This is a genomic window from Streptomyces mashuensis, assembly GCF_014654785.1.
Lineage (GTDB): Bacteria > Actinomycetota > Actinomycetes > Streptomycetales > Streptomycetaceae > Streptomyces > Streptomyces mashuensis.
Genome location: NZ_BNBD01000006.1, coordinates 1 through 19,856, shown reverse-complemented (window position 1 = coordinate 19,856; position 19,856 = coordinate 1). Strand labels below are relative to the sequence as shown.

The 19,856-nt window shown below is 72.0% G+C and carries 18 protein-coding genes, 1 pseudogene and 1 riboswitch; of the genes and pseudogenes, 13 read left to right on the top strand and 6 right to left on the bottom strand.

Translation table 11 applies throughout. The features are described from left to right. Positions 1-127: 127 nt before the first annotated feature. From whiG to IE305_RS16510, 3 genes are all read left to right on the top strand, one after another. On the top strand, positions 128-961 hold the full coding sequence (gene whiG, locus IE305_RS16520) for an RNA polymerase sigma factor WhiG (RefSeq protein WP_190130377.1): 834 nt from the start codon (positions 128-130) through the stop codon (positions 959-961). 114 nt (positions 962-1,075) lie between these two features. After that, positions 1,076-1,615, top strand: a complete 540-nt coding sequence (locus tag IE305_RS16515; protein WP_190130683.1) for a TetR/AcrR family transcriptional regulator — start codon at positions 1,076-1,078, stop codon at positions 1,613-1,615. A 104-nt stretch (positions 1,616-1,719) separates the two neighbouring features. Beyond that, a complete protein-coding gene (locus IE305_RS16510; RefSeq protein WP_190130376.1) occupies positions 1,720-2,034 on the top strand; it encodes a DUF6980 family protein in 315 nt (104 codons plus the stop codon). A gap of 13 nt (positions 2,035-2,047) precedes the next feature. Here the strand turns inward: IE305_RS16510 and IE305_RS16505 are convergent, their stop codons facing one another. Next, the gene (locus IE305_RS16505) at positions 2,048-2,668 is read right to left on the bottom strand and encodes a M23 family metallopeptidase (RefSeq protein ID WP_229891069.1); all 621 of its coding nucleotides are present in this window, start codon (positions 2,666-2,668) and stop codon (positions 2,048-2,050) included. A gap of 311 nt (positions 2,669-2,979) precedes the next feature. On the opposite strand from IE305_RS16505, the gene rpsB reads away from it, so the two are divergent. From rpsB to IE305_RS16460, 9 genes are all read left to right on the top strand, one after another. Beyond that, complete coding sequence (rpsB, locus tag IE305_RS16500) at positions 2,980-3,828, top strand: 30S ribosomal protein S2 (RefSeq protein WP_190130375.1); 849 nt, start codon at positions 2,980-2,982, stop codon at positions 3,826-3,828. Positions 3,829-4,013: 185 nt separating this feature from the next. Next, complete coding sequence (gene tsf / locus IE305_RS16495; RefSeq protein ID WP_190130374.1) at positions 4,014-4,850, top strand: translation elongation factor Ts; 837 nt, start codon at positions 4,014-4,016, stop codon at positions 4,848-4,850. A gap of 163 nt (positions 4,851-5,013) precedes the next feature. After that, on the top strand, positions 5,014-5,793 hold the full coding sequence (pyrH, locus tag IE305_RS16490; protein ID WP_190130373.1) for a UMP kinase: 780 nt from the start codon (positions 5,014-5,016) through the stop codon (positions 5,791-5,793). Between the two features lie 169 nt (positions 5,794-5,962). Continuing rightward, positions 5,963-6,520: a ribosome recycling factor gene (frr, locus tag IE305_RS16485; RefSeq protein ID WP_190130372.1), complete on the top strand. Its 558-nt coding sequence runs from the start codon at positions 5,963-5,965 to the stop codon at positions 6,518-6,520. Continuing rightward, complete coding sequence (locus tag IE305_RS16480) at positions 6,520-7,629, top strand: phosphatidate cytidylyltransferase (protein WP_190130371.1); 1,110 nt, start codon at positions 6,520-6,522, stop codon at positions 7,627-7,629. Before frr ends, IE305_RS16480 begins: the two co-directional genes overlap by 1 nt. Positions 7,630-7,754: 125 nt before the next feature. After that, positions 7,755-8,861: a dual-specificity RNA methyltransferase RlmN gene (gene rlmN / locus IE305_RS16475; protein ID WP_190130370.1), complete on the top strand. Its 1,107-nt coding sequence runs from the start codon at positions 7,755-7,757 to the stop codon at positions 8,859-8,861. Between the two features lie 103 nt (positions 8,862-8,964). Continuing rightward, positions 8,965-9,070: riboswitch (TPP riboswitch) on the top strand. Further along, complete coding sequence (locus tag IE305_RS16470) at positions 9,066-10,166, top strand: thiamine ABC transporter substrate-binding protein (protein WP_190130369.1); 1,101 nt, start codon at positions 9,066-9,068, stop codon at positions 10,164-10,166. Its footprint overlaps the riboswitch before it by 5 nt. Positions 10,167-10,265: 99 nt before the next feature. After that, positions 10,266-11,891: an ABC transporter permease gene (locus tag IE305_RS16465; RefSeq protein ID WP_190130681.1), complete on the top strand. Its 1,626-nt coding sequence runs from the start codon at positions 10,266-10,268 to the stop codon at positions 11,889-11,891. Then, positions 11,892-12,911 (top strand): ABC transporter ATP-binding protein, encoded by a 1,020-nt coding sequence (locus IE305_RS16460; RefSeq protein WP_190130368.1) that lies wholly within the window; start codon positions 11,892-11,894, stop codon positions 12,909-12,911. It abuts the gene before it with no gap. Between the two features lie 72 nt (positions 12,912-12,983). On the opposite strand, the gene IE305_RS16455 is transcribed toward IE305_RS16460, so the two are convergent. The 5 genes and pseudogenes from IE305_RS16455 to IE305_RS16435 all read right to left on the bottom strand — a co-directional run bounded on the left by IE305_RS16455 (position 12,984) and on the right by IE305_RS16435 (position 18,036). Then, complete coding sequence (locus IE305_RS16455) at positions 12,984-13,919, bottom strand: DMT family protein (RefSeq protein ID WP_190130367.1); 936 nt, start codon at positions 13,917-13,919, stop codon at positions 12,984-12,986. Positions 13,920-14,023: 104 nt separating this feature from the next. Then, positions 14,024-15,241 (bottom strand): hypothetical protein, encoded by a 1,218-nt coding sequence (locus tag IE305_RS16450; RefSeq protein ID WP_190130366.1) that lies wholly within the window; start codon positions 15,239-15,241, stop codon positions 14,024-14,026. Beyond that, positions 15,223-15,876 (bottom strand): annotated as a pseudogene (locus IE305_RS16445) (ABC transporter ATP-binding protein); the annotation flags it as partial. The pseudogene IE305_RS16445 and the gene IE305_RS16450, both read right to left, overlap by 19 nt. Positions 15,877-16,138: 262 nt before the next feature. Then, positions 16,139-17,560 (bottom strand): aspartate aminotransferase family protein, encoded by a 1,422-nt coding sequence (locus tag IE305_RS16440; RefSeq protein ID WP_190130364.1) that lies wholly within the window; start codon positions 17,558-17,560, stop codon positions 16,139-16,141. Continuing rightward, positions 17,545-18,036 carry an Lrp/AsnC family transcriptional regulator gene (locus IE305_RS16435; protein WP_190130363.1) on the bottom strand — a complete coding sequence of 164 codons (492 nt, stop codon included), beginning with the start codon at positions 18,034-18,036 and terminating at the stop codon, positions 17,545-17,547. Before IE305_RS16435 ends, IE305_RS16440 begins: the two co-directional genes overlap by 16 nt. Before the next feature lie 243 nt (positions 18,037-18,279). On the opposite strand from IE305_RS16435, the gene IE305_RS16430 reads away from it, so the two are divergent. Further along, positions 18,280-19,731 carry a gamma-aminobutyraldehyde dehydrogenase gene (locus tag IE305_RS16430; protein ID WP_190130362.1) on the top strand — a complete coding sequence of 484 codons (1,452 nt, stop codon included), beginning with the start codon at positions 18,280-18,282 and terminating at the stop codon, positions 19,729-19,731. The last annotated feature ends 125 nt before the right edge of the window (positions 19,732-19,856 follow it).

The window sequence follows — 19,856 nt, the reverse complement described above, 5'->3', positions numbered from 1 at the left end:
CCGCGGCGGCCGATACGGCGGGCCCTGCGCCTCGCTCACCGCAGCGCTCCGATCACGCTACGCTCACGGGATTCCATCCGTTCGTACCACCCGGTCCACGTCACACCAGAACGGCTCAGAACGACGAATGCCCCAGCACACCTCCGGGTCCGACCGCGCGGCGGCACCGCCCGCCGCGCGCGGCACCGTGCGCCCTCCCGCGCCCACGACGCTCGACGAGCTGTGGCGGTCGTACAAGACCTCGGGCGACGACCGGCTGCGGGAGCAACTGATCCTCCACTACTCACCCCTGGTGAAGTACGTGGCGGGGCGCGTCAGCGTAGGGCTGCCGCCCAATGTCGAGCAGGCCGACTTCGTCTCCTCGGGAATCTTCGGGCTGATCGACGCGATCGAGAAGTTCGACCCCGGCCGCTCGATCAAGTTCGAGACCTATGCGATCACCCGCATCCGCGGAGCCATGATCGACGAACTGCGGGCGCTGGACTGGATCCCCCGCTCCGTCCGGCAGAAGGCCCGCGCCGTCGAACGCGCCTACGCCACCCTCGAGGCCGCCCTCCACCGCACCCCCACGGAGGCCGAGGTCGCCGCCGAAATGGGCATCGGCCTCGACGAACTGCACGCCGTCTTCAGCCAGTTGTCCCTGGCCAACGTGGTCGCCCTGGAGGAGCTGCTGCACGGCGGCGAGGGCGGCGACCGGCTCAGCCTCATGGACACCCTGGAGGACACCGCCGCCGACGACCCCGTCGAGGTCGCCGAGGACCACGAGCTGCGCCGGCTGCTGGCCCGCGCCATCAACACCCTCCCCGAGCGGGAGAAGACCGTGGTCACCCTCTACTACTACGAGGGCCTCACGCTCGCCGAGATCGGCCACGTCCTCGGCGTCACCGAGAGCCGCGTCAGCCAGATCCACACCAAGTCCGTCCTCCAGCTGCGGGCCAAGCTCGCGGACGTCGGACGCTGACGTCGGGCGCTGACGGCGCTGAATCGTCCCTCCAGCGTCGTCTCCGGCGGGCCGGGTCCGTACAGTGGGAACGTGCCCAGGATTCGAGCGGCCTCAGTGGCCGAGCACCGGACGATGCAGCGCGACGCCCTGCTGGACGCCGCCCGCACCCTGCTGTCCGAAGGCGGTACCGAAGCACTCACCTTCCCCGCCCTCGCCGAGCGCACCGGGCTCGCGCGGTCCTCGGTGTACGAGTACTTCCGCTCCCGGGCCGCCGTCGTCGAGGAGCTGTGCGCCGTCGACTTCCCCGTCTGGGCCGCCGAGGTCGAGGCCGCCATGGCGGAGGCCGGCACGCCCGGCGCCAAGATCGAGGCGTACGTCCGCCGGCAGCTGGCCCTCGTCGGCGACCGCCGGCACCGCGCCGTCGTCGCCATCTCCGCCGGCGAGCTCGACGCGGGCGCCCGCGAGAAGATCCGCGCCGCACACGGCGCCCTGATCGGCATGGTCGTCGAGGCCCTCGCCGCCCTCGGCCACGACCAGCCCCGCCTCACCGCCACCCTCCTCCAGGGCATCGTCGACGCCGCCGTCCGCCGCCTGGAACTCGGCGCCGCCGAAGACCCGGCCCGCATCACGGAGGCAGCAGTAGCCATGGCCCTCCACGGCACCACGGGCTGACGTTCCCCCGGGGGCCTACCCCACCCCCACCCCCACCCTCCCCATGCCCCCAATGCGTGGCTGGGCGTGGGCACCAGCCTGTTGATCAACGAGAAGCCGAGGCCATGACCCAGAGCGATCACTGCTGCGCGGAGATGGCGCGTCGCGTGAACTGGCGCTGTGACCAGCACGACGACCCCTTCGCCTGCCCGGACGCCCTGGTGCGGTTCAGCGCGAGGTTCCAGGAGTACGGGCTGATCGTCCATGACGGCGGCACGTCGACTATCGGCATCACCTTCTGCCCTTGGTGTGGGCGGCGCCTGCCCGAGTCGCAGCGGGACCGCTGGTTCGACGAGCTGGAGCGCCGTGGGATCGATCCGTGGGAGGACGACGTTCCCGCCGAGTTCGAGGACGGGCGCTGGCTGTCCTTCCTCCGGTGACGTGCCGGCGGCGCTATGTCCCCACCAGCGGCAGCAGCCGTGACGGCCCTCCGCGCAGCATCCAGGGCGGGAGCAGGCTCAGCGGGTCGAGGTAGGTGTCGCCTCGCAGCAGGCCCCAGTGCAGGCAGGTGCCGGGGGCGCAGTGGGAGCCGTTGGGTTCCAGGACGCCCACGACGTCGCCTGTCATGACCCGGTCGCCCTCGTGGACCGTGGCGTGCACCGGTTCGTACGTCGTACGGAGCGGTGGGCTGCCTGTGCCCGTGAGCTCGACGGAGACGATGCCGCGGCCGGCGATCGCTCCGGCGTACGAGACCGTGCCGGGCGCGGCCGCCCGTACCGGCTGCCCGGGGCCCGCGCGGAGGTCGACGCCGCGGTGCCCCGCCAGCCAGGGCGCCGGCGGTGGCGCCCACGTCCGTACGACGCGGGGCCGGGCCCTCCGGGTCCCGGCGACGGGCCACGCGGGGTCGCCCCGGTCGCGTGGGCGGGCTGCCGCCCCGTACGAGGCCTGGGCCACCGCGTCCGGCGGCACTGTCGCCGGCACCCACAAGGCCATGATCACAAGAGCGAGCAGGGGCGTGGGCAGGGCGCATGCGCGCCGTGCCGGTGCTCTGTCCCGCGGTCGAGGTCGTCGCATGGCCGTAGCGTGCCCGGGGGCCGGGTGAGCGGGGGGATCTTGGCCGTGGGCTGTGGACAAGTGGGGGCTTGTGGACAACGCCGTCACCCGTCGGGTCGGCGGTCCCGTACACTTCTCCTGGCGATCCGGGTCACCGGATCGACTTCGCACGCCCCGCCACCGGCGCGTCAGACCCTTTCGGGCAGCACGGTGGCCGTGTCCCTCGGTCCATGGACTGCACCGCAAAGCGCAATCCGTGGCGGACGCGCGGGGCGTCAGGCGCGGCGGCCGCCCGGCCGTCGTGGAAACCGAGTATTTCAAGGAGCGCGGCCATGGCCGTCGTCACGATGCGGGAGCTGCTGGAGAGCGGCGTCCACTTCGGTCACCAGACCCGTCGTTGGAACCCGAAGATGAAGCGTTTCATCTTCACGGAGCGCAACGGCATCTACATCATCGACCTGCTGCAGTCGCTGTCCTACATCGACCGCGCCTACGAGTTCGTGAAGGAGACCGTCGCGCACGGTGGCTCCATCATGTTCGTGGGTACGAAGAAGCAGGCCCAGGAGGCCATCGCCGAGCAGGCGACCCGCGTCGGCATGCCGTACGTCAACCAGCGCTGGCTGGGCGGCATGCTCACCAACTTCTCGACCGTCTACAAGCGCCTGCAGCGCCTGAAGGAGCTCGAGGAGATCGACTTCCAGGATGTGGCCGCCTCCGGCCTCACCAAGAAGGAGCTCCTGGTCCTCGAGCGCGAGAAGACCAAGCTGGAGAAGACCCTCGGCGGTATCCGCGACATGCAGAAGGTGCCCAGCGCCGTCTGGATCGTGGACACCAAGAAGGAGCACATCGCCGTCGGCGAGGCGCGCAAGCTGCGCATCCCGGTCGTCGCGATCCTCGACACCAACTGCGACCCCGACGAGGTCGACTACAAGATCCCGGGCAACGACGACGCGATCCGCTCCGTCACCCTGCTCACCCGCGTGATCGCCGACGCCGTCGCCGAGGGCCTCATCGCCCGCTCCGGTGGCGCCGGTGAGGGCAAGGGCGAGAAGGCCGCCGGCGAGCCCCTCGCCGAGTGGGAGCGCGACCTGCTCGAGGGTGAGAAGAAGGCCGAGGAGCCGGCCGCTGCCGCCGCCGAGGCCGAGGCCGAGAAGCCGGCCGCGGACGCCGAGCAGGCCTGACGCCCCGCCCTGCCGGGCGGCGGGGGGAGCCCGTGCCGGCTCCCCCCGCCGTCACCCGGTGGATCCAGTGCCGGCCCCGTCAGCGGGACGGGAGCCGGCCGCTGTGGTGACCTCAAGACGGACCAGCCCTGACCGGCGCCCGCACAAGGCCCGGGCTCGGCGTAGTGCACGAGAAGGATTGAAGGATGGCGAACTACACCGCCGCTGACGTCAAGAAGCTCCGCGAGCAGACCGGCGCCGGCATGATGGACTGCAAGAAGGCGCTCGAGGAGGCCGAGGGCAACCTCGAGAAGGCCATCGAGATTGTCCGCGTCAAGGGCCTCAAGGGCGTCGCCAAGCGTGAGAGCCGCACCACCGAGAACGGTGCCGTCGTCTCCATCATCGCCGACGACAAGACCTCCGGTGTCCTGGTCGAGCTGAAGTGCGAGACGGACTTCGTCGCCAAGGGCGAGAAGTTCATCGAGGTCGCCGACGCGCTGGCCGCCCACATCGCCGCCACCTCCCCGGCCGACGTCGCCGCCCTGATGGCGTCCGAGATCGAGGCCGGCAAGACCGTCCAGGCGTTCGTGGACGAGGCCAACGCCGTCCTCGGCGAGAAGATCGTCGTCGACCGCTTCGCCAAGTTCGACGGTGCCTTCGTGGCCAACTACATGCACCGCACGGCTGCCGACCTGCCCCCGCAGGTGGGTGTCCTCGTCGAGCTCGACAAGGAGAACGCCGAGGTCGCCAAGGACGTCGCGCAGCACATCGCCGCCTTCGCGCCGAAGTTCCTCTCCCGCGACGAGATCCCCGCCGAGGTCGTCGACAACGAGCGCCGCATCGCCGAGGAGACCGCTCGCGAGGAGGGCAAGCCCGAGGCCGCCCTGCCGAAGATCGTCGAGGGTCGCGTCACCGGCTTCTTCAAGGAGCAGGTGCTGCTCGACCAGCCGTTCGCCAAGGACAACAAGAAGACCGTCCAGAAGGTCCTCGAGGAGGCCGGTGTCACGCTGAAGCGCTTCGCGCGCATCCGCGTCGGCGCCTGAGCCCCGTCCGAAGGCAGCGTTTGACCTGCGACCCGCTAGGGTCGTAAGCAGCCGGCCGTACACCGGTCGGCCGCTGATGTGACGAGGAGGCCATTGCCGCAGAAGGAACCGCAAGGATCCATCCGGCAGTGGCCTTCTTCGTATGTGCACGAGGAGAACTCCAATGAATCAGGGTGCGGGCGCCAAGCAGGCCGCCGACGACAACACAGCCGGCCAGGGCAAGCGCCGCCGGTTCCTGCTGAAACTGTCCGGCGAGGCCTTCGCCGGTGGCGGCGGTCTCGGAGTCGACCCCGATGTCGTGCACGCCATTGCTCGCGAGATCGCGGCCGTGGTCCGGGAGGGCTACGAGATCGCCGTGGTCATCGGCGGCGGCAACTTCTTCCGCGGCGCCGAACTCCAGCAGCGCGGCATGGACCGCGCCCGCTCGGACTACATGGGCATGCTCGGCACCGTGATGAACTCCCTCGCCCTCCAGGACTTCCTCTCCAAGGAAGGCGTGGAGACCCGGGTCCAGACCGGCATCACCATGGGCCAGGTCGCGGAGCCGTTCATCCCGCTGCGCGCCGTGCGCCACCTGGAGAAGGGCCGCGTCGTGATCTTCGGCGCGGGCATGGGCATGCCCTACTTCTCCACCGACACCACCGCTGCCCAGCGCGCCCTGGAGATCCACGCCGAGGCGATCCTCATGGGCAAGAACGGCGTCGACGGGATCTACGACTCGGACCCGAAGAAGAACCCCGACGCGGTGAAGTTCGACGCCCTCGAGTACGGCGAGGTGCTGGCCCGCGGCCTGAAGGTCGCCGACGCCACCGCCATCAGCCTGTGCATGGACAACAAGCTCCCGATCCTCGTCTTCGAGCTGCTGGCCGAGGGGAACATCGCCCGCGCCGTGAAGGGTGAGAAGATCGGGACGCTCGTGAGCGACCAGGGCACGCGGGCCTGACCGCCCGCACCTGTCGTCCGCGACGGCCCCGCGCCGCCGCGGACGGCAACACCGTGCCGTGGGAAGACCTCGGCACGGGGATGGACAACCGCCTGCCGGTCGGACACCGTGCAGGAGAAGACGCGCGCAGGGGCGAGGCTCTGCTTACTGATAACACCAGGAGCAAGTGGTGATCGAAGAGATCCTCCTCGAGGCCGAGGAGAAGATGGAGAAGGCCGTTGTGGTCGCCAAGGAGGACTTCGCGGCGATCCGCACCGGGCGTGCGCACCCGGCGATGTTCAACAAGATCGTGGCCGACTACTACGGTGCACTGACGCCGATCAACCAGCTGGCGTCGTTCTCCGTGCCGGAGCCGCGCATGGCGGTCGTCACGCCGTTCGACAAGAGCGCGCTGCGCAACATCGAGCAGGCGATCCGCGACTCCGACCTGGGCGTCAACCCGAGCAACGACGGCAACATCATCCGGGTGAACTTCCCCGAGCTCACGGAGGAGCGCCGCCGGGAGTACGTCAAGGTCGCCAAGACCAAGGCCGAGGACTCCAAGGTCTCGATCCGCTCCATCCGCCGCAAGGCCAAGGACGCCCTCGACAAGCTCGTCAAGGACAAGGAGTCCGGCGAGGACGACGTCCGCCGCGCGGAGAAGGAGCTCGACGACACCACCGCGAAGTACGTCGCGCAGGTGGACGAGCTGCTCAAGCACAAGGAAGCCGAGCTGCTCGAGGTCTGATGAACGACGCATCCTGGGGAGCACCGCCACGCGCCGGCCACTGGGGCGCCACCGACGGGTCCGCCCCCGGCCACCCCCGGTACGGGGTTCCGTCCTCGGCGGGTCCTGTGCACGAAGAGGCCCTGGCGGCGCAGACTCGCCCCATGCCCATCGTGCCCGGAGCTGGTGGATACCAGGACGACAGCGACGACCGTGACCAGGGGGCCGCGCACCTCGGCGGCCCCCTGTTCCGCGATGAACAGGAGCCCGGCATGCGGCCGCAGGAGCCGGCCGCCCCGCGGGCGGCCAAGGCGAAGAAGAGCGCGGGTCGCGACCTGCGGGCCGCGATAGGGGTGGGCGTCGGCCTCGGCGCGGTCATCCTCGCCTCCCTGTTCGTCTACAAGCCCGTCTTCCTCGGCGTGATCGTCCTCGCCGTGGTCGTCGGGCTGTGGGAGCTGACCTCCCGGCTCGCCGAGCGCAAGGGCATCAAGGCCCCCCTGGTGCCGCTGGCCATCGGTGGCGCCGCCATGACCGTCGCCGGGTACGTCGACGGCGCCGAGGGCGCCTGGGTGGCCATGGCCTTCACCGCCCTGGCCGTCCTGGTGTGGCGCATGACCGAGCCGCCGGACGACTACCTCAAGGACGTCACGGCGGGCCTCTTCGCCGCCTTCTACGTGCCGTTCCTCGCCACCTTCGTCGCCCTGATGCTCGCGGCCGACGACGGCGCCTGGCGGGTGCTGACCTTCCTGATCCTCACCGTGGTCAGCGACACCGGTGCGTACGCCGTCGGCTGGCGGTTCGGCAAGCACAAGCTCGCCCCGCGCATCAGCCCCGGCAAGACCCGCGAGGGCCTGGCCGGCGCCGTGCTGTTCGCCATGGTCGCGGGCGCCCTGTGCACCCAGTTCCTGATCGACGACGGCGTGTGGTGGCAGGGCGTGCTCCTGGGCCTCGCGGTCGCGGTCAGCGCCACCCTCGGCGACCTCGGCGAATCCATGATCAAGCGGGACCTGGGCATCAAGGACATGGGCTCCCTGCTGCCGGGCCACGGCGGGATCATGGACCGGCTCGACTCGCTGCTGCCCACGGCCCCCGTGGTGTGGCTGCTCCTGGTGGCCTTCGTAGGGTCGTAGCCGGGTCCCGACGGTCTCCGGCCGCCGTCGCGATCACCGGCCCCACCTGCGCCTTCTTCTCCCAGGGGGCCCGTCGTCCACAGGGCGGCGGGCCCCCTGCGCACTTCTGCGACACTGGTAGGACCATGCCTAAGCCCGGAGAACTCACTTTCGTCGCCCCGCGCGGAGCCAAGCTGCCCCCGCGGCACCTCGCCGACCTCACCCCCACCGAGCGCCGCGAGGCCGTGGCCGCGATCGGCGAGAAGCCGTTCCGCGCCAAGCAGCTGTCCCAGCACTACTTCGCGCGGTACGCGCACCAGCCGGAGGCGTGGACGGACATCCCGGCCGCGGCCCGCACCAAGCTGGCCGAGGAGCTGCTGCCCGACCTGATGAGCGTGGTGCGGCACATCTCGTGCGACGACGACACCACCCGCAAGACGCTGTGGCGGCTGCACGACGGCAAGCTCGTCGAGTCCGTCCTCATGCGGTACCCCGACCGGGTGACCATGTGCATCAGCTCGCAGGCGGGCTGCGGCATGAACTGCCCCTTCTGCGCCACCGGCCAGGCCGGCCTGGAGCGGAACCTGTCGACGGCCGAGATCGTGCATCAGATCGTCGACGGCATGCGCGCCCTGCGCGACGGCGAGGTGCCGGGCGGCCCCGCCCGCCTGTCGAACATCGTCTTCATGGGCATGGGCGAGCCGCTCGCCAACTACAAGCGGGTCGTCGGCGCCATCCGCCGGCTCACCGACCCCGAGCCGGACGGCCTGGGCCTGTCCCAGCGCGGCATCACCGTCTCCACCGTCGGCCTGGTCCCGGCGATGCTGCGGTTCGCCGACGAGGGCCTCAAGTGCCGGCTGGCCGTCTCGCTGCACGCCCCCGACGACGAGCTGCGCGACACCCTCGTGCCGGTCAACACCCGCTGGAAGGTCCGCGAGGTCCTCGACGCGGCCTGGGAGTACGCCGAGAAGTCCGGGCGCCGCATCTCCATCGAGTACGCGCTGATCCGCGACATCAACGACCAGGCGTGGCGGGGCGACCTGCTCGGCCGGCTGCTCAAGGGCAAGCGGGTGCACGTCAACCTGATCCCGCTCAACCCCACCCCCGGCTCCAAGTGGACGGCGTCGCGGCCCGAGGACGAGAAGGCGTTCGTCGAGGCCATCGCCTCGCACGGCGTGCCCGTCACCGTCCGTGACACCCGCGGCCAGGAGATCGACGGGGCCTGCGGCCAGCTGGCGGCGGCCGAGCGCTGAGCCGGGCGCCGAGCACCGCGCGCCCGGGGGTGCGGGGAGGGCCCTGGTACGGTTCTCCCGCACCCGCGCATGTCGCACATGAATGCGGACATGCGCACAAATGAACATCCGACAGGGGAGCGCACACAGCGCTGAGAGTGCGGCCCGGCCCGCAGACCCTCGGACCTGATCCGGTTAGTACCGGCGTAGGGAGTCAGCACCACCATGAACACCACCCTTCGGCGTGCCGTCGTCGCGACGGCCGCCGTGGCCCTCGGCCTGCCCGCCCTCGCCGCCTGCGGCGGCTCCGGCGACAGCGCGGCCGGCAGCGGCAGCGGCGACGGCGACAAGACCGTCCGGCTCGTCTCGCACGACTCCTTCGTGGCGTCGAAGGACGTCCTGGACGAGTTCACCAAGGAGACCGGCTACAAGGTCCAGGTGATCAAGGGCGGTGACGCCGGCGCGGCCGTCAACCAGGCCATCCTCTCCAAGAGCCACCCGCAGGGCGACGTCTTCTTCGGCGTCGACAACACGCTGCTGTCGCGGGCGCTCGACAAGGACCTGTTCACGCCGTACGAGGCCAAGGGCCTCGACCGCGTCCCCGCCCGGCTCCAGCTGGACGCCGGCAAGCACCGCGTGACGCCCGTCGACTTCGGCGACATCTGCGTCAACTACGACCGCGCGTACTTCGCCGACAAGAAGCTCGACCCGCCGCGCACCTTCGCCGACCTGGTCAAGCCCGAGTACAAGGACCTCCTCGTCACGGAGAACGCCAAGACCTCCTCGCCGGGCCTCGCCTTCCAGCTGGGCACCATCGCCGCCTACGGCGACGACACGTGGCAGGACTACTGGAAGCAGCTCAAGGACAACGGCGTCGAGGTCGTCGACGGCTGGGAGCAGGCGTACAACAGCCGCTTCTCCGGCTCCGCCGCCGGCCGCAAGGCGGGCGGCGACAAGCCGCTCGTCGTCTCCTACGCCTCCAGCCCGCCCGCCGAGGTCATGGGCGTCACGCCCGCGCCCGCCGAGGCGCCCACCGGCGTCGCGACCGGCACCTGCTTCCGGCAGATCGAGTTCACCGGTCTGCTGAAGGGCGCCAAGAACACCAAGGGCGGCCAGGCGCTGATCGACTTCCTCCTCGGCAAGCGGTTCCAGGAGGACATGCCGCTGCAGATGTTCGTCAACCCGGCCGCCCAGGACGCGCGCCTGCCCGAGCTGTTCACCAAGTACGGCGCCGCGATCCCCGAGCCCGGCACGATGGACCCGCAGCGGATCGCGGAGCACCGCGACGAGTGGATCAAGAAGTGGTCCTCCCTCGTCCTGAAGTGACGGCCTGGAGCGACGACCCCGACGTGACGACCTCGACGTGACGACCCCGACGTGACGACCCCGACCCGCCGGCGCAGCGCCGCCGTCCGGCTCGGCCTGATGGCCCTGCCGCTCGCCTTCTTCGCGCTGTTCTTCGCCTACCCCGTCGCCGCGATCACCGGCCGCGGCCTGAAGGAGGACGGCCAATGGCAGCTCGGCCGGGTCGGTGACGTGCTCACCGACCCGGCCATCGGGCACGTCCTGTGGTTCACCACCTGGCAGGCCGCGGCCTCCACGGCGCTCACGCTGCTGGTCGCGCTCCCCGGCGCGTACGTCTTCGCGCGCCTCGACTTCCCCGGCAAGGGGGTCCTGCGGGCCGTCGTCACCGTGCCGTTCGTGCTGCCCACCGTGGTCGCCGGCTCCGCGTTCCTCGCGCTGCTCGGCCGCGGCGGGCTGCTCGACCAGCTGTGGGGCGTCCGCCTGGACACCACCGTCTGGGCCATCCTCCTCGCGCACGTCTTCTTCAACTACGCCGTCGTCGTCCGTACCGTCGGCGGCCTGTGGGCGCAGCTCGACCCGCGCCAGGAGGAGGCGGCGCGCGTGCTCGGCGCGAGCCGTCTGCGCGCCTGGCGCACGGTGACGCTGCCCGCGCTCACCCCGGCCGTGGCCTCCGCGGCCCTCATGGTCTTCCTCTTCACCTTCACCTCCTTCGGCGTCGTGCAGATCCTCGGCGGTCCGCGCTACGCCACGCTGGAGGTCGAGATCTACCAGCAGACCGCGCAGCTGCTGGACCTGCCCACGGCCGCGGTGCTCACCCTCGTCCAGTTCGCCGCCGTCGGCGTGCTGCTGGCGGTGCACGCCCGGACCGTGCGCCGGAGCGAGGCGACGCTCCGGCTCGTCGACCCGGCGCACACCGCGCACCGCCCGCGCGGCGCCGCCCAGTGGGCGCTGCTGTGCGGCGTGCTCGGCACGGCCCTGCTGCTCGTCGTCGTGCCGCTGGCGGTGCTCGTGCAGCGGTCCCTCGACGGGCCCGGCGGCGACGCCCTCGCGTTCTACCGCGCCCTCGGCTCCGCCGAGTCCGGCGGCGGCACGTTCACCGTGGCGCCGCTGGAGGCCGTCGGCAATTCGCTGGAGTACGCCCTGGCGGCCACCGCCGTCGCGCTGCTCGTGGGCGGGCTCGCCGCCGCCGCGCTCACCCGGCGGGCCGGCCGCCTCGCCCGCGGCTTCGACGCGCTGCTGATGCTGCCGCTGGGCACCTCGGCCGTCACCGTCGGCTTCGGCTTCCTCATCGCCCTCGACGAGCCGCCCCTCGACCTGCGCTCCTCCTGGCTGCTGGTGCCGCTCGCGCAGGCACTGGTGGGCGTGCCCTTCGTCGTACGGACCATGCTGCCCGTGCTCCGCGCCGTGGACGCGCGGCTGCGCGAGGCCGCGGCGGTCCTCGGCGCTTCGCCGCTCCGCGTCTGGCGCGAGGTGGACCTGCCGCTCGTGGGCCGCGCCGTGGCCGTCGCCGCCGGTTTCGCGTTCGCCGTGTCGCTGGGCGAGTTCGGCGCGACGGTCTTCATCGCCCGGCCCGACAGCCCCACGCTGCCCGTGGCCGTGGCACGGCTGCTGGCCCGGCCGGGCGAGTCCACGTACGGGCAGGCGATGGCCCTGAGCACGGTGCTGATGCTGGTGTGCGCCGCCGCGCTGCTGGTTCTGGAACGGGTACGGGTGCGGGTCCGCACCGACGGCGGGAGTGAGTGGTAGATGACCATGCTGCGGCTGGAGGACCTCACCGTCCGCTTCGGTGGGCAGGCCGTGCTCGACGCGGTCGACCTCGCGGTCGGCGAGGGCGAGATCGTGTGCGTGCTGGGCCCGAGCGGCAGCGGCAAGTCCACGCTGCTGCGCGTGGTCGCCGGGCTCCAGCGGGCCGAGGCCGGCCGGGTGCTGCTCGGCGGCCGCGACCAGGACGGGGTGCCCACGCACCGCCGTGAGGTCGGCCTGATGTTCCAGGACCACCAGCTGTTCCCGCAGCGGGACGTCGCCGGCAACGTCGCCTTCGGGCTGCGCATGCGCGGCGCCGGCCGCGCCGAGACTGCCGCCCGCGTCGCGGAGCTGCTCGACCTGGTGGGGCTGCCGGGGGCCGGCGCCCGGCCCGTACGGGAGCTGTCCGGCGGTGAGCAGCAGCGCGTGGCCCTGGCGCGGGCCCTGGCCCCCGGCCCGCGGCTGCTCATGCTCGACGAGCCGCTCGGCCAGCTCGACCGGAGCCTGCGCGAACGCCTCGTCGTCGAGCTGCGCACGCTGTTCCGGCGGCTGGGCACGACGGTGCTGGCGGTCACGCACGACCAGGGCGAGGCGTTCGCGCTCGCCGACCGCGTCGTGGTGATGGGGGAGGGGCGCATCGCCCAGGCCGGTACGCCGCTGGAGGTGTGGCGCCGCCCGGCGTCGGAGTTCGTGGCGCGGTTCCTGGGCTTCGAGAACGTGGTCGCGGCGACCGTGCGGGGCGCTGTCGCGGAGACGGTGTGGGGCCCGGTGCCGGTGCCGTCGGGTACGGCGGAGGGGGCGTGCCGGGTGCTCGTACGGCCCGGGGGTGTCCGCATCGCGCCGGACGGTCACCTGGCGTGTGTGGTGGCGGGGCGGACGTTCCGGGGGGACCACGTGGTGGTGCGGTTGCGGCCGGAGGGCGGGCCGGAGCTGGACGCGGCGTGCGCGCTTGCGGTTGCGCCGGAGGTGGGGGCTTCGGTGCGGGTGGGGTTCGCGGCTGAGGACGTGGTGGTTCTCCCCTGACCTTCAAACGCCGGACGGGCTGAAATTCAGCCCGTCCGGCGTTTGAGGACACCCGCGCGGTAGCGCGGGGACCTAGCGGACCTGTGCCGGTTCCGGCGCCGGCTCCGTCGGCGCAGCCGCATGCGCGTCCGGTTCGCCGAACCAGGCCACCGCCACCGCGCCCGCCACGGCCATGAGGAAGCCGAGGACCGCGACCCAGGCGAAGCCGGCGCGGGAGGCGTCGCCGAGCCAGAGGACGCCGATGATGCCCGGCAGGACCGTCTCGCCGACCACGAGGGCCGCCGTGGCGCCGTTGACCGAGCCGATCTGGAGGGCGACCGTGTGCAGGTACATGCCGATCGCGCCGGAGATGAGGATGGCGTACAGCGCCGGGTCGGCGAGGAGCGTCGGCAGGTCGAAGGGGCTGAGGCCGTCGAGGATGCGGACGCCGACGCCGATGGCGCCGAAGCCGAGGCCGGAGAGCAGGCCGGCGAGGATGGCGGCGCGGGAGCCGAGCATGCGGACGGCGACGGTGCCGCCGCCCATCAGGACGACGGAGATGGCGAGCAGCCACCAGTGCGTGGAGCGGGCGGTGTCGCCGCTGCCCTCGTGGCCGGCGGCCGTGGCCAGCAGCACCAGCGCGGAGCAGACGACGCCGATGGAGGCCCACTCCTTGCCGTTGAGGCGGATGCCGAGCAGCTTGATGCCGAGCAGGGCCGTGATGATGAGGTTGGCGCTGATGACGGTCTGGGAGAGGAACAGCGGCAGCAGGCGGGCGGCGAGCGCGCCGAGCCCGAAGCCGACGAAGTCGAGGACCGTGCCGACCATGAACTCCCACGTCACGGCGGCCTTCGCCGTGGAGGACAGGCTGGGGCCGCCGTGCTGGGTGGTGCCGTTCGTGGTGGTGCCCGTCGCGGAGGCCGCCGCGGCCTCCCGCCGGGCCGATTTGCGCGACCCGACGGCCTGCAGGACCGAACCTGTGCCGTAACACGCCGAGGCCGCGACAGCCGTGACTAGGCCGATGATCACCGAGAAGCTCCGTTCACCTGAAGGTCCGCGTGCCGCGTGAGCGGACGCACCTTCTCAGCAGACGTCGATTCCGGCTCCGGAGTTGCCTGTCGGTCAAGAAAAGGTCAAGAACGGTTGAGCGGGAGGACGGTGAGTTCCGCCACCACCCAGGTCAGCGGGGCCAGGACGAGCAGCAGCACGCCGGTGCGCACGGCGGCCGCGCCGCGCAGCAGCGAGGCGGGGATGCCCAGCCGTTCCAGGGCCGCGACGGTGCGGTGGCGGGCGTGCCGGGTGTCCAGGGACGCGGTGATGGCCGTGGCTGTGACGCACGCCATCACCACCGCCGCGCCCAGCCCGGTGAGGGGGCCGAACGGGCGGGCGCCCCCGCCGTCCCACCCGGCGCCGTACAGCTCGGCGGCGGCGAGGGCGCCCGAGGCGACCGCGCACAGCACGCCCAGCGGCCGGCCGATGCGCCGTGCGGCGTCCTGCAGTATCCGGCCGGCGAGCAGCCGTACGGGGCCGGGGCGGCCGGCGGCCAGGAGGGTGCCGGACCAGTGGGTGATGCCCGGGCCGGCCAGGACCACGCCGAGGAGGGCCAGCAGCCAGCCGCCGAGCAGCCCCGGCGACGTACCGCCGCCCTGGCCGGGCAGGGTGAGCAGGGCGTGGGGTTCGGGGGCGGGGCCGTGGCCGGTGTACGCCTCCAGGGCGAACCCGCAGGCGGTGAGGGCCACGCCCCAGGGCAGGCCGGTGTAGGCGGGGCGGGGCTCCTGGGGTACGCCGGGCACGGCCGGGGCGGTGTCGCCGGCGGCGTGCCGGGCGCCGCGCCGCCGTTCGCCGCGCGGGTACAGGAGCAGGAGGCAGGCGGCGGCGGACAGTGCCGGGGCCAGGCCGAGCAGGGTGACGGTGGCACCCCAGGGCAGGGGGGTGCCGGCGTCGAGCAGGCCGGCGGCGCGGCCGCTGAGCGGGGTGCCGCCCAGGTCGCCGCGGAGTTCGAGGTACGCGGGCAGGGCGAGGGCGCTGCCCAGCGCGCAGCACACGGCCGAGGTGGTGGCGGCGAGGGCCGCCATCCGGGCGGGGCCGAAGCCGAGGGCGTCGAGGCCGTCGCGGGGCCGGGTGGCGGGGTCGCCGCGGGCGACGGTGACGGCGAAGTGGACGACGGCGGCGAGCGGCACGGCGCACCACAGCAGGCGGACGAGGGCCTCCTGCCCGGCCTTGGGGTGGGCGGTGGCGAAGCCCAGGGCGCTGAGCAGCAGGAAGCCGGCGGCGGCGGAGGCGAGGGCGACGAGCAGCCGCCGCAGCAGGACGAGCGGGTGCGCGCCGCGCGTCAGGCGGAGACTGAGCACGCGGCCCTGCCTTCCCCTCCGGGCGCGTCCGGGAACGGGATGCCGCCGCCGCGCCGGCCGTCGGCGAGGGCGACGGTCCGGTCGGCCAGGGCGGCGCTCTCGTCGTCGAGGGTGGCCAGCACCACGGTGAGGTGGTGGGAGCGGGCGGCGGTGGTGAGGGTGCGCAGCACCTGCGCGCGGTCGGCGCTGTGCAGGGGGGCGGTGGGTTCGTCGGCGAAGACGACGGTGGGTTCGGCGGCGAGGGCGCGGGCGATGGCGACGCGCTGCCGCTGGGCCTGGAGGAGGGCGGCGGGTCGGCGGCGGGCGCAGTCGCCGACGTCGAGGCGTTCGAGCCATTCGAGGGCGGCCTGTTTGGCGGCGCGCCGGCCGGTGCCGCGGACGAGGAGGGGGAGGGCGGCGTTCTCCCAGGCCGTGAGTTCGGGGACGAGGTGGGGTTCGCTGTCGATCCAGCCGAACCGGTCGCGGCGCAGACGTTCGCGGGCGGCGCGGGTGAGGGTGTGGACGGGGGCGCTGTTGAACCACACCTCGCCGGGGTCGGGCAGGAGCTGGCCGGAGAGGCATTTGAGCAGGGTGGACTTGCCCGAGCCGCGGGGGCCGGTCACGGCGAGGATCTCGCCCTCGCGGACGCCGATGGACACCCCGGTCAGCGCGGGAGAGCCGTTGTAGGAGTAGTGCAGGCCGCGTGCCCAGAGCACGTCGTTGTCCGGCGGAGCCACCATTTCGAGCACCTCGGATCGCTGAGAGGGTCCGTTCCCCTGTCCGGGCGAACGAACAAGGAGGCCATTGGGTCACTGGCACCGTACGGAACCGGGATCCTAGCCTCCGTCCAGGCTCGGCGCTGGAGGGCCTCACTTTCCTTCCATCGGGCTCATGCCCGCGCCGTCCTCCGGCGGGGCGTCAGATCGCGGCCCAGGCCTCGGTCAGGACGTGGCGGAGGATCTGCTCGATCTCGTCGAAGACGTCCTGGCCGGCGATGAGCGGGGGAGCGAGCTGCACGACGGGGTCGCCGCGGTCGTCGGCGCGGCAGTACAGGCCGTTCTCGAAGAGCTTCTTCGACACCAGGCCGTACAGGAGGCGTTCGCACTCCTCGGGTGTGAAGGTCTCCTTGGTGGCCTTGTCCTTGACCAGTTCGATGCCGTAGAAGAAGCCGTTGCCGCGGACGTCGCCCACGATGGGCAGGTCGTGCAGCCGCGAGAGGGTGCCCAGGAATGCGGCCTCGTGGTCGAGGACGTGCTGGTTGAGGCCCTCGCGGTCGAACAGGTCGAGGTTGGCGAGGGCGACGGCGGCGGAGACGGGGTGGCCGCCGAAGGTGTAGCCGTGCAGGAAGGTGGTGTCGCCGCGGTAGAAGGGCTCGGCGACGCGGTCGGAGACGATGGCGGCGCCGATGGGGGAGTAGCCGGAGGTCATGCCCTTGGCGCAGGTGATGATGTCGGGCACGTAGCCGAACTTCTCGCAGCCGAACGTGGTGCCGAGCCGGCCGAAGGCGCAGATGACCTCGTCGGAGACGAGCAGCACGTCGTAGGTGTCGCAGATCTCGCGGACGCGGCGGAAGTAGCCGGGCGGGGGCGGGAAGCAGCCGCCGGCGTTCTGCACGGGTTCGAGGAAGACGGCGGCGACGGTGTCGGGGCCCTCGAAGAGGATCTGCTCCTCGATCCGGTCGGCGGCCCAGCGGCCGAACGCCTCGGGGTCGTCGCCGTGCACGGGGGCGCGGTAGAGGTTGGTGTTGGGCACCTTGTGCGCGCCGGGGACCAGGGGCTCGAAGGGGGCGCGGAGGGCGGGCAGGCCGGTGATGGACAGGGCGCCGTGCGGGGTGCCGTGGTAGGCGACGGCCCGGGATATCACCTTGTGCCTGCCGGGCCGGCCCATGAGCCTGTGGTACTGCTTGGCGAGCTTCCAGGCGGTCTCGACGGCCTCGCCGCCGCCGGTGGTGAAGAAGACCTTGTTCAGGTCGCCGGGCGCGAGGTGGGCCAGCCGCTCGGCCAGTTCGACGGCCTTGGGGTGGGCGTAGCTCCACACGGGGAAGAAGGCCAGTTCCTGCGCCTGCTTGGCGGCGGCCTCGGCGAGCTCGGCGCGGCCGTGGCCGGCCTGGACCACGAACAGGCCGGCGAGCCCGTCGAGGTAGCGGCGGCCCCGGTCGTCGTAGATGTGGACGCCCTCGCCGCGCACGATGGTCGGCACGGGGGCGTGTTCGTACGACGACATGCGGGTGAAGTGCATCCACAGGTGGTCGTACGCGGTCGAGTGCTGATCGTGCTTCGGGGCGGTGTCCTTCTGGCCGGTGGTCTCGGTGTCGGTGCTCACGACTATCGGGTTCCCCACGTATAGGTCTGTTTGCGGAGCTTGAGGTAGACGAAGCTTTCGGTGGAGCGGACGCCGGGCAGGGTGCGGATGCGCTTGTTGATGGTCTCCAGGAGGTGCTCGTCGTCCTCGCAGACGATCTCGATGAGCAGGTCGAAGGAGCCGGCGGTGCAGACGACGTACTCCACCTCGTCCATGGCGGTCAGGGCGTCGGCGACGGGGTCGAGGTCGCCCTCGACGTTGATGCCGACCATGGCCTGGCGGCGCAGGCCCACGGTGAGCGGGTCGGTGACCGCGACGATCTGCATCACGCCCTGGTCGAGCAGCTTCTGCACGCGCTGCCGGACGGCGGCCTCGGACAGCCCGACGGCCTTGCCGATCGCCGCGTAGGGCCGGCGGCCGTCCTCCTGGAGCTGCTCGATGATCGCCAGGGAGACTGCGTCGATCGGCTGCGGCGTGCCCGGCACGCCCTTCGGGTCTGGGTTACGACTGGCCACGGAATTCACTGTGCATGAGGAGTCAGCGGCCTGGCAAGCAGGAATCGATGAAATCCGTAGCGAACTGGTGCAGGAAGTACTGATTCCGTCGTTCTTCGAAGTTGGGTATGTCGAAAGCGTGACTTCCCTGGCTAGGCTGAGCGTCCCGGCCACCGGACGCCCCACCGCAGGGTGTCCGGCCGTGACGCCGGGAGACCGAAGAATCTTCACCGTTCCGCCGACCGACAGAAGGGGTGGCACCACGTGACCACCGAGCCGCGCCGCCTGCGCAACTACATCGCCGGGGAGTTCCGGGACGCCGCCGACGGGCGGACCACCGAGATCGTCAATCCGGTCACCGGCGAGGCCTACGCCACCGCCCCGCTGTCGGGTGCGGCGGACGTCGACGCCGCCATGGCCGCGGCCGCCGCCGCCTTCCCCCACTGGCGGGACCTCGTCCCCGCCGAGCGCCAGAAGGTTCTGCTGAAGATCGCCGACGCCTTCGAGGCGCGGGCCGAGGACCTCGTCGCCACCGAGTCGGAGAACACCGGCAAGCCCCTCGCGCTCACCCGCAGCGAGGAGGTCCCCCCGATGGTGGACCAGATCCGCTTCTTCGCCGGCGCCGCCCGCATGCTCGAGGGCCGCTCGGCCGGCGAGTACATGGAGGGCATGACCTCGATCATCCGGCGCGAGCCGGTCGGCGTCTGCGCCCAGGTCGCGCCGTGGAACTACCCGATGATGATGGCCGTGTGGAAGTTCGCCCCGGCGCTCGCCGCGGGCAACACGGTCGTCCTCAAGCCCTCGGACACCACCCCCGCCTCCACCGTCCTCATCGCCGAGATCATCGACGGCGTGCTGGAGGAGCTCGGCCACCCCAAGGGCATCTTCAACGTCCTGTGCGGCGACCGCGAGACCGGCCGCCTCATGGTCGAGCACCAGGTGCCCGCCATGGCCTCCATCACCGGCTCGGTGCGCGCCGGCATGCAGGTCGCCGAGTCGGCCTCGCGCGACCTCAAGCGCGTCCACCTGGAGCTCGGCGGCAAGGCGCCCGTCGTCGTCTTCGAGGACGCCGACCTGGCCAAGGCCGCCGAGGACATCGCCGTCGCCGGCTTCTTCAACGCCGGCCAGGACTGCACCGCCGCCACCCGCGTCCTGGTGCACGCCTCCGTCCACGACGAGTTCGTCACCGCCCTGGCCAAGGCCGCCGCCGAGACCAAGACCGGCCTGCCCGACGACGAGGACGTCCTCTACGGCCCGCTCAACAACGCCAACCAGCTCGCCCAGGTCGCCGGCTTCATCGAGCGGCTGCCCGGGCACGCCACCGTCGAGACCGGCGGCCACCGCGTCGGCGACAAGGGCTTCTTCTACGCGCCCACCGTCGTCACCGGCCTGAAGCAGGACGACGAGATCGTGCAGAAGGAGGTCTTCGGCCCCGTCATCACCGTCCAGTCCTTCACCGACGAGGACCAGGCCGTCGAGTACGCCAACGGCGTCGAGTACGCGCTCGCCTCCTCCGTCTGGACGAAGGACCACGCCCGCGCCATGCGGATGTCGAAGGCCCTCGACTTCGGCTGCGTCTGGATCAACACGCACATCCCGCTCGTCGCCGAGATGCCCCACGGCGGCTTCAAGAAGTCCGGCTACGGCAAGGACCTGTCCGCCTACGGCTTCGAGGACTACACGCGGATCAAGCACGTGATGACCTCGCTGGGCTGATCTCCCCCAGCTACCGCTGGGAGGTGCCCCCCGCGCCGGACGGGCCCACGGGCCCGTCCGGCGCGCCCGCGCCCCGGTATCATCGGCCGCCGTTCCCCGAACACCCCTCCGAGCGAGGCCGAGAG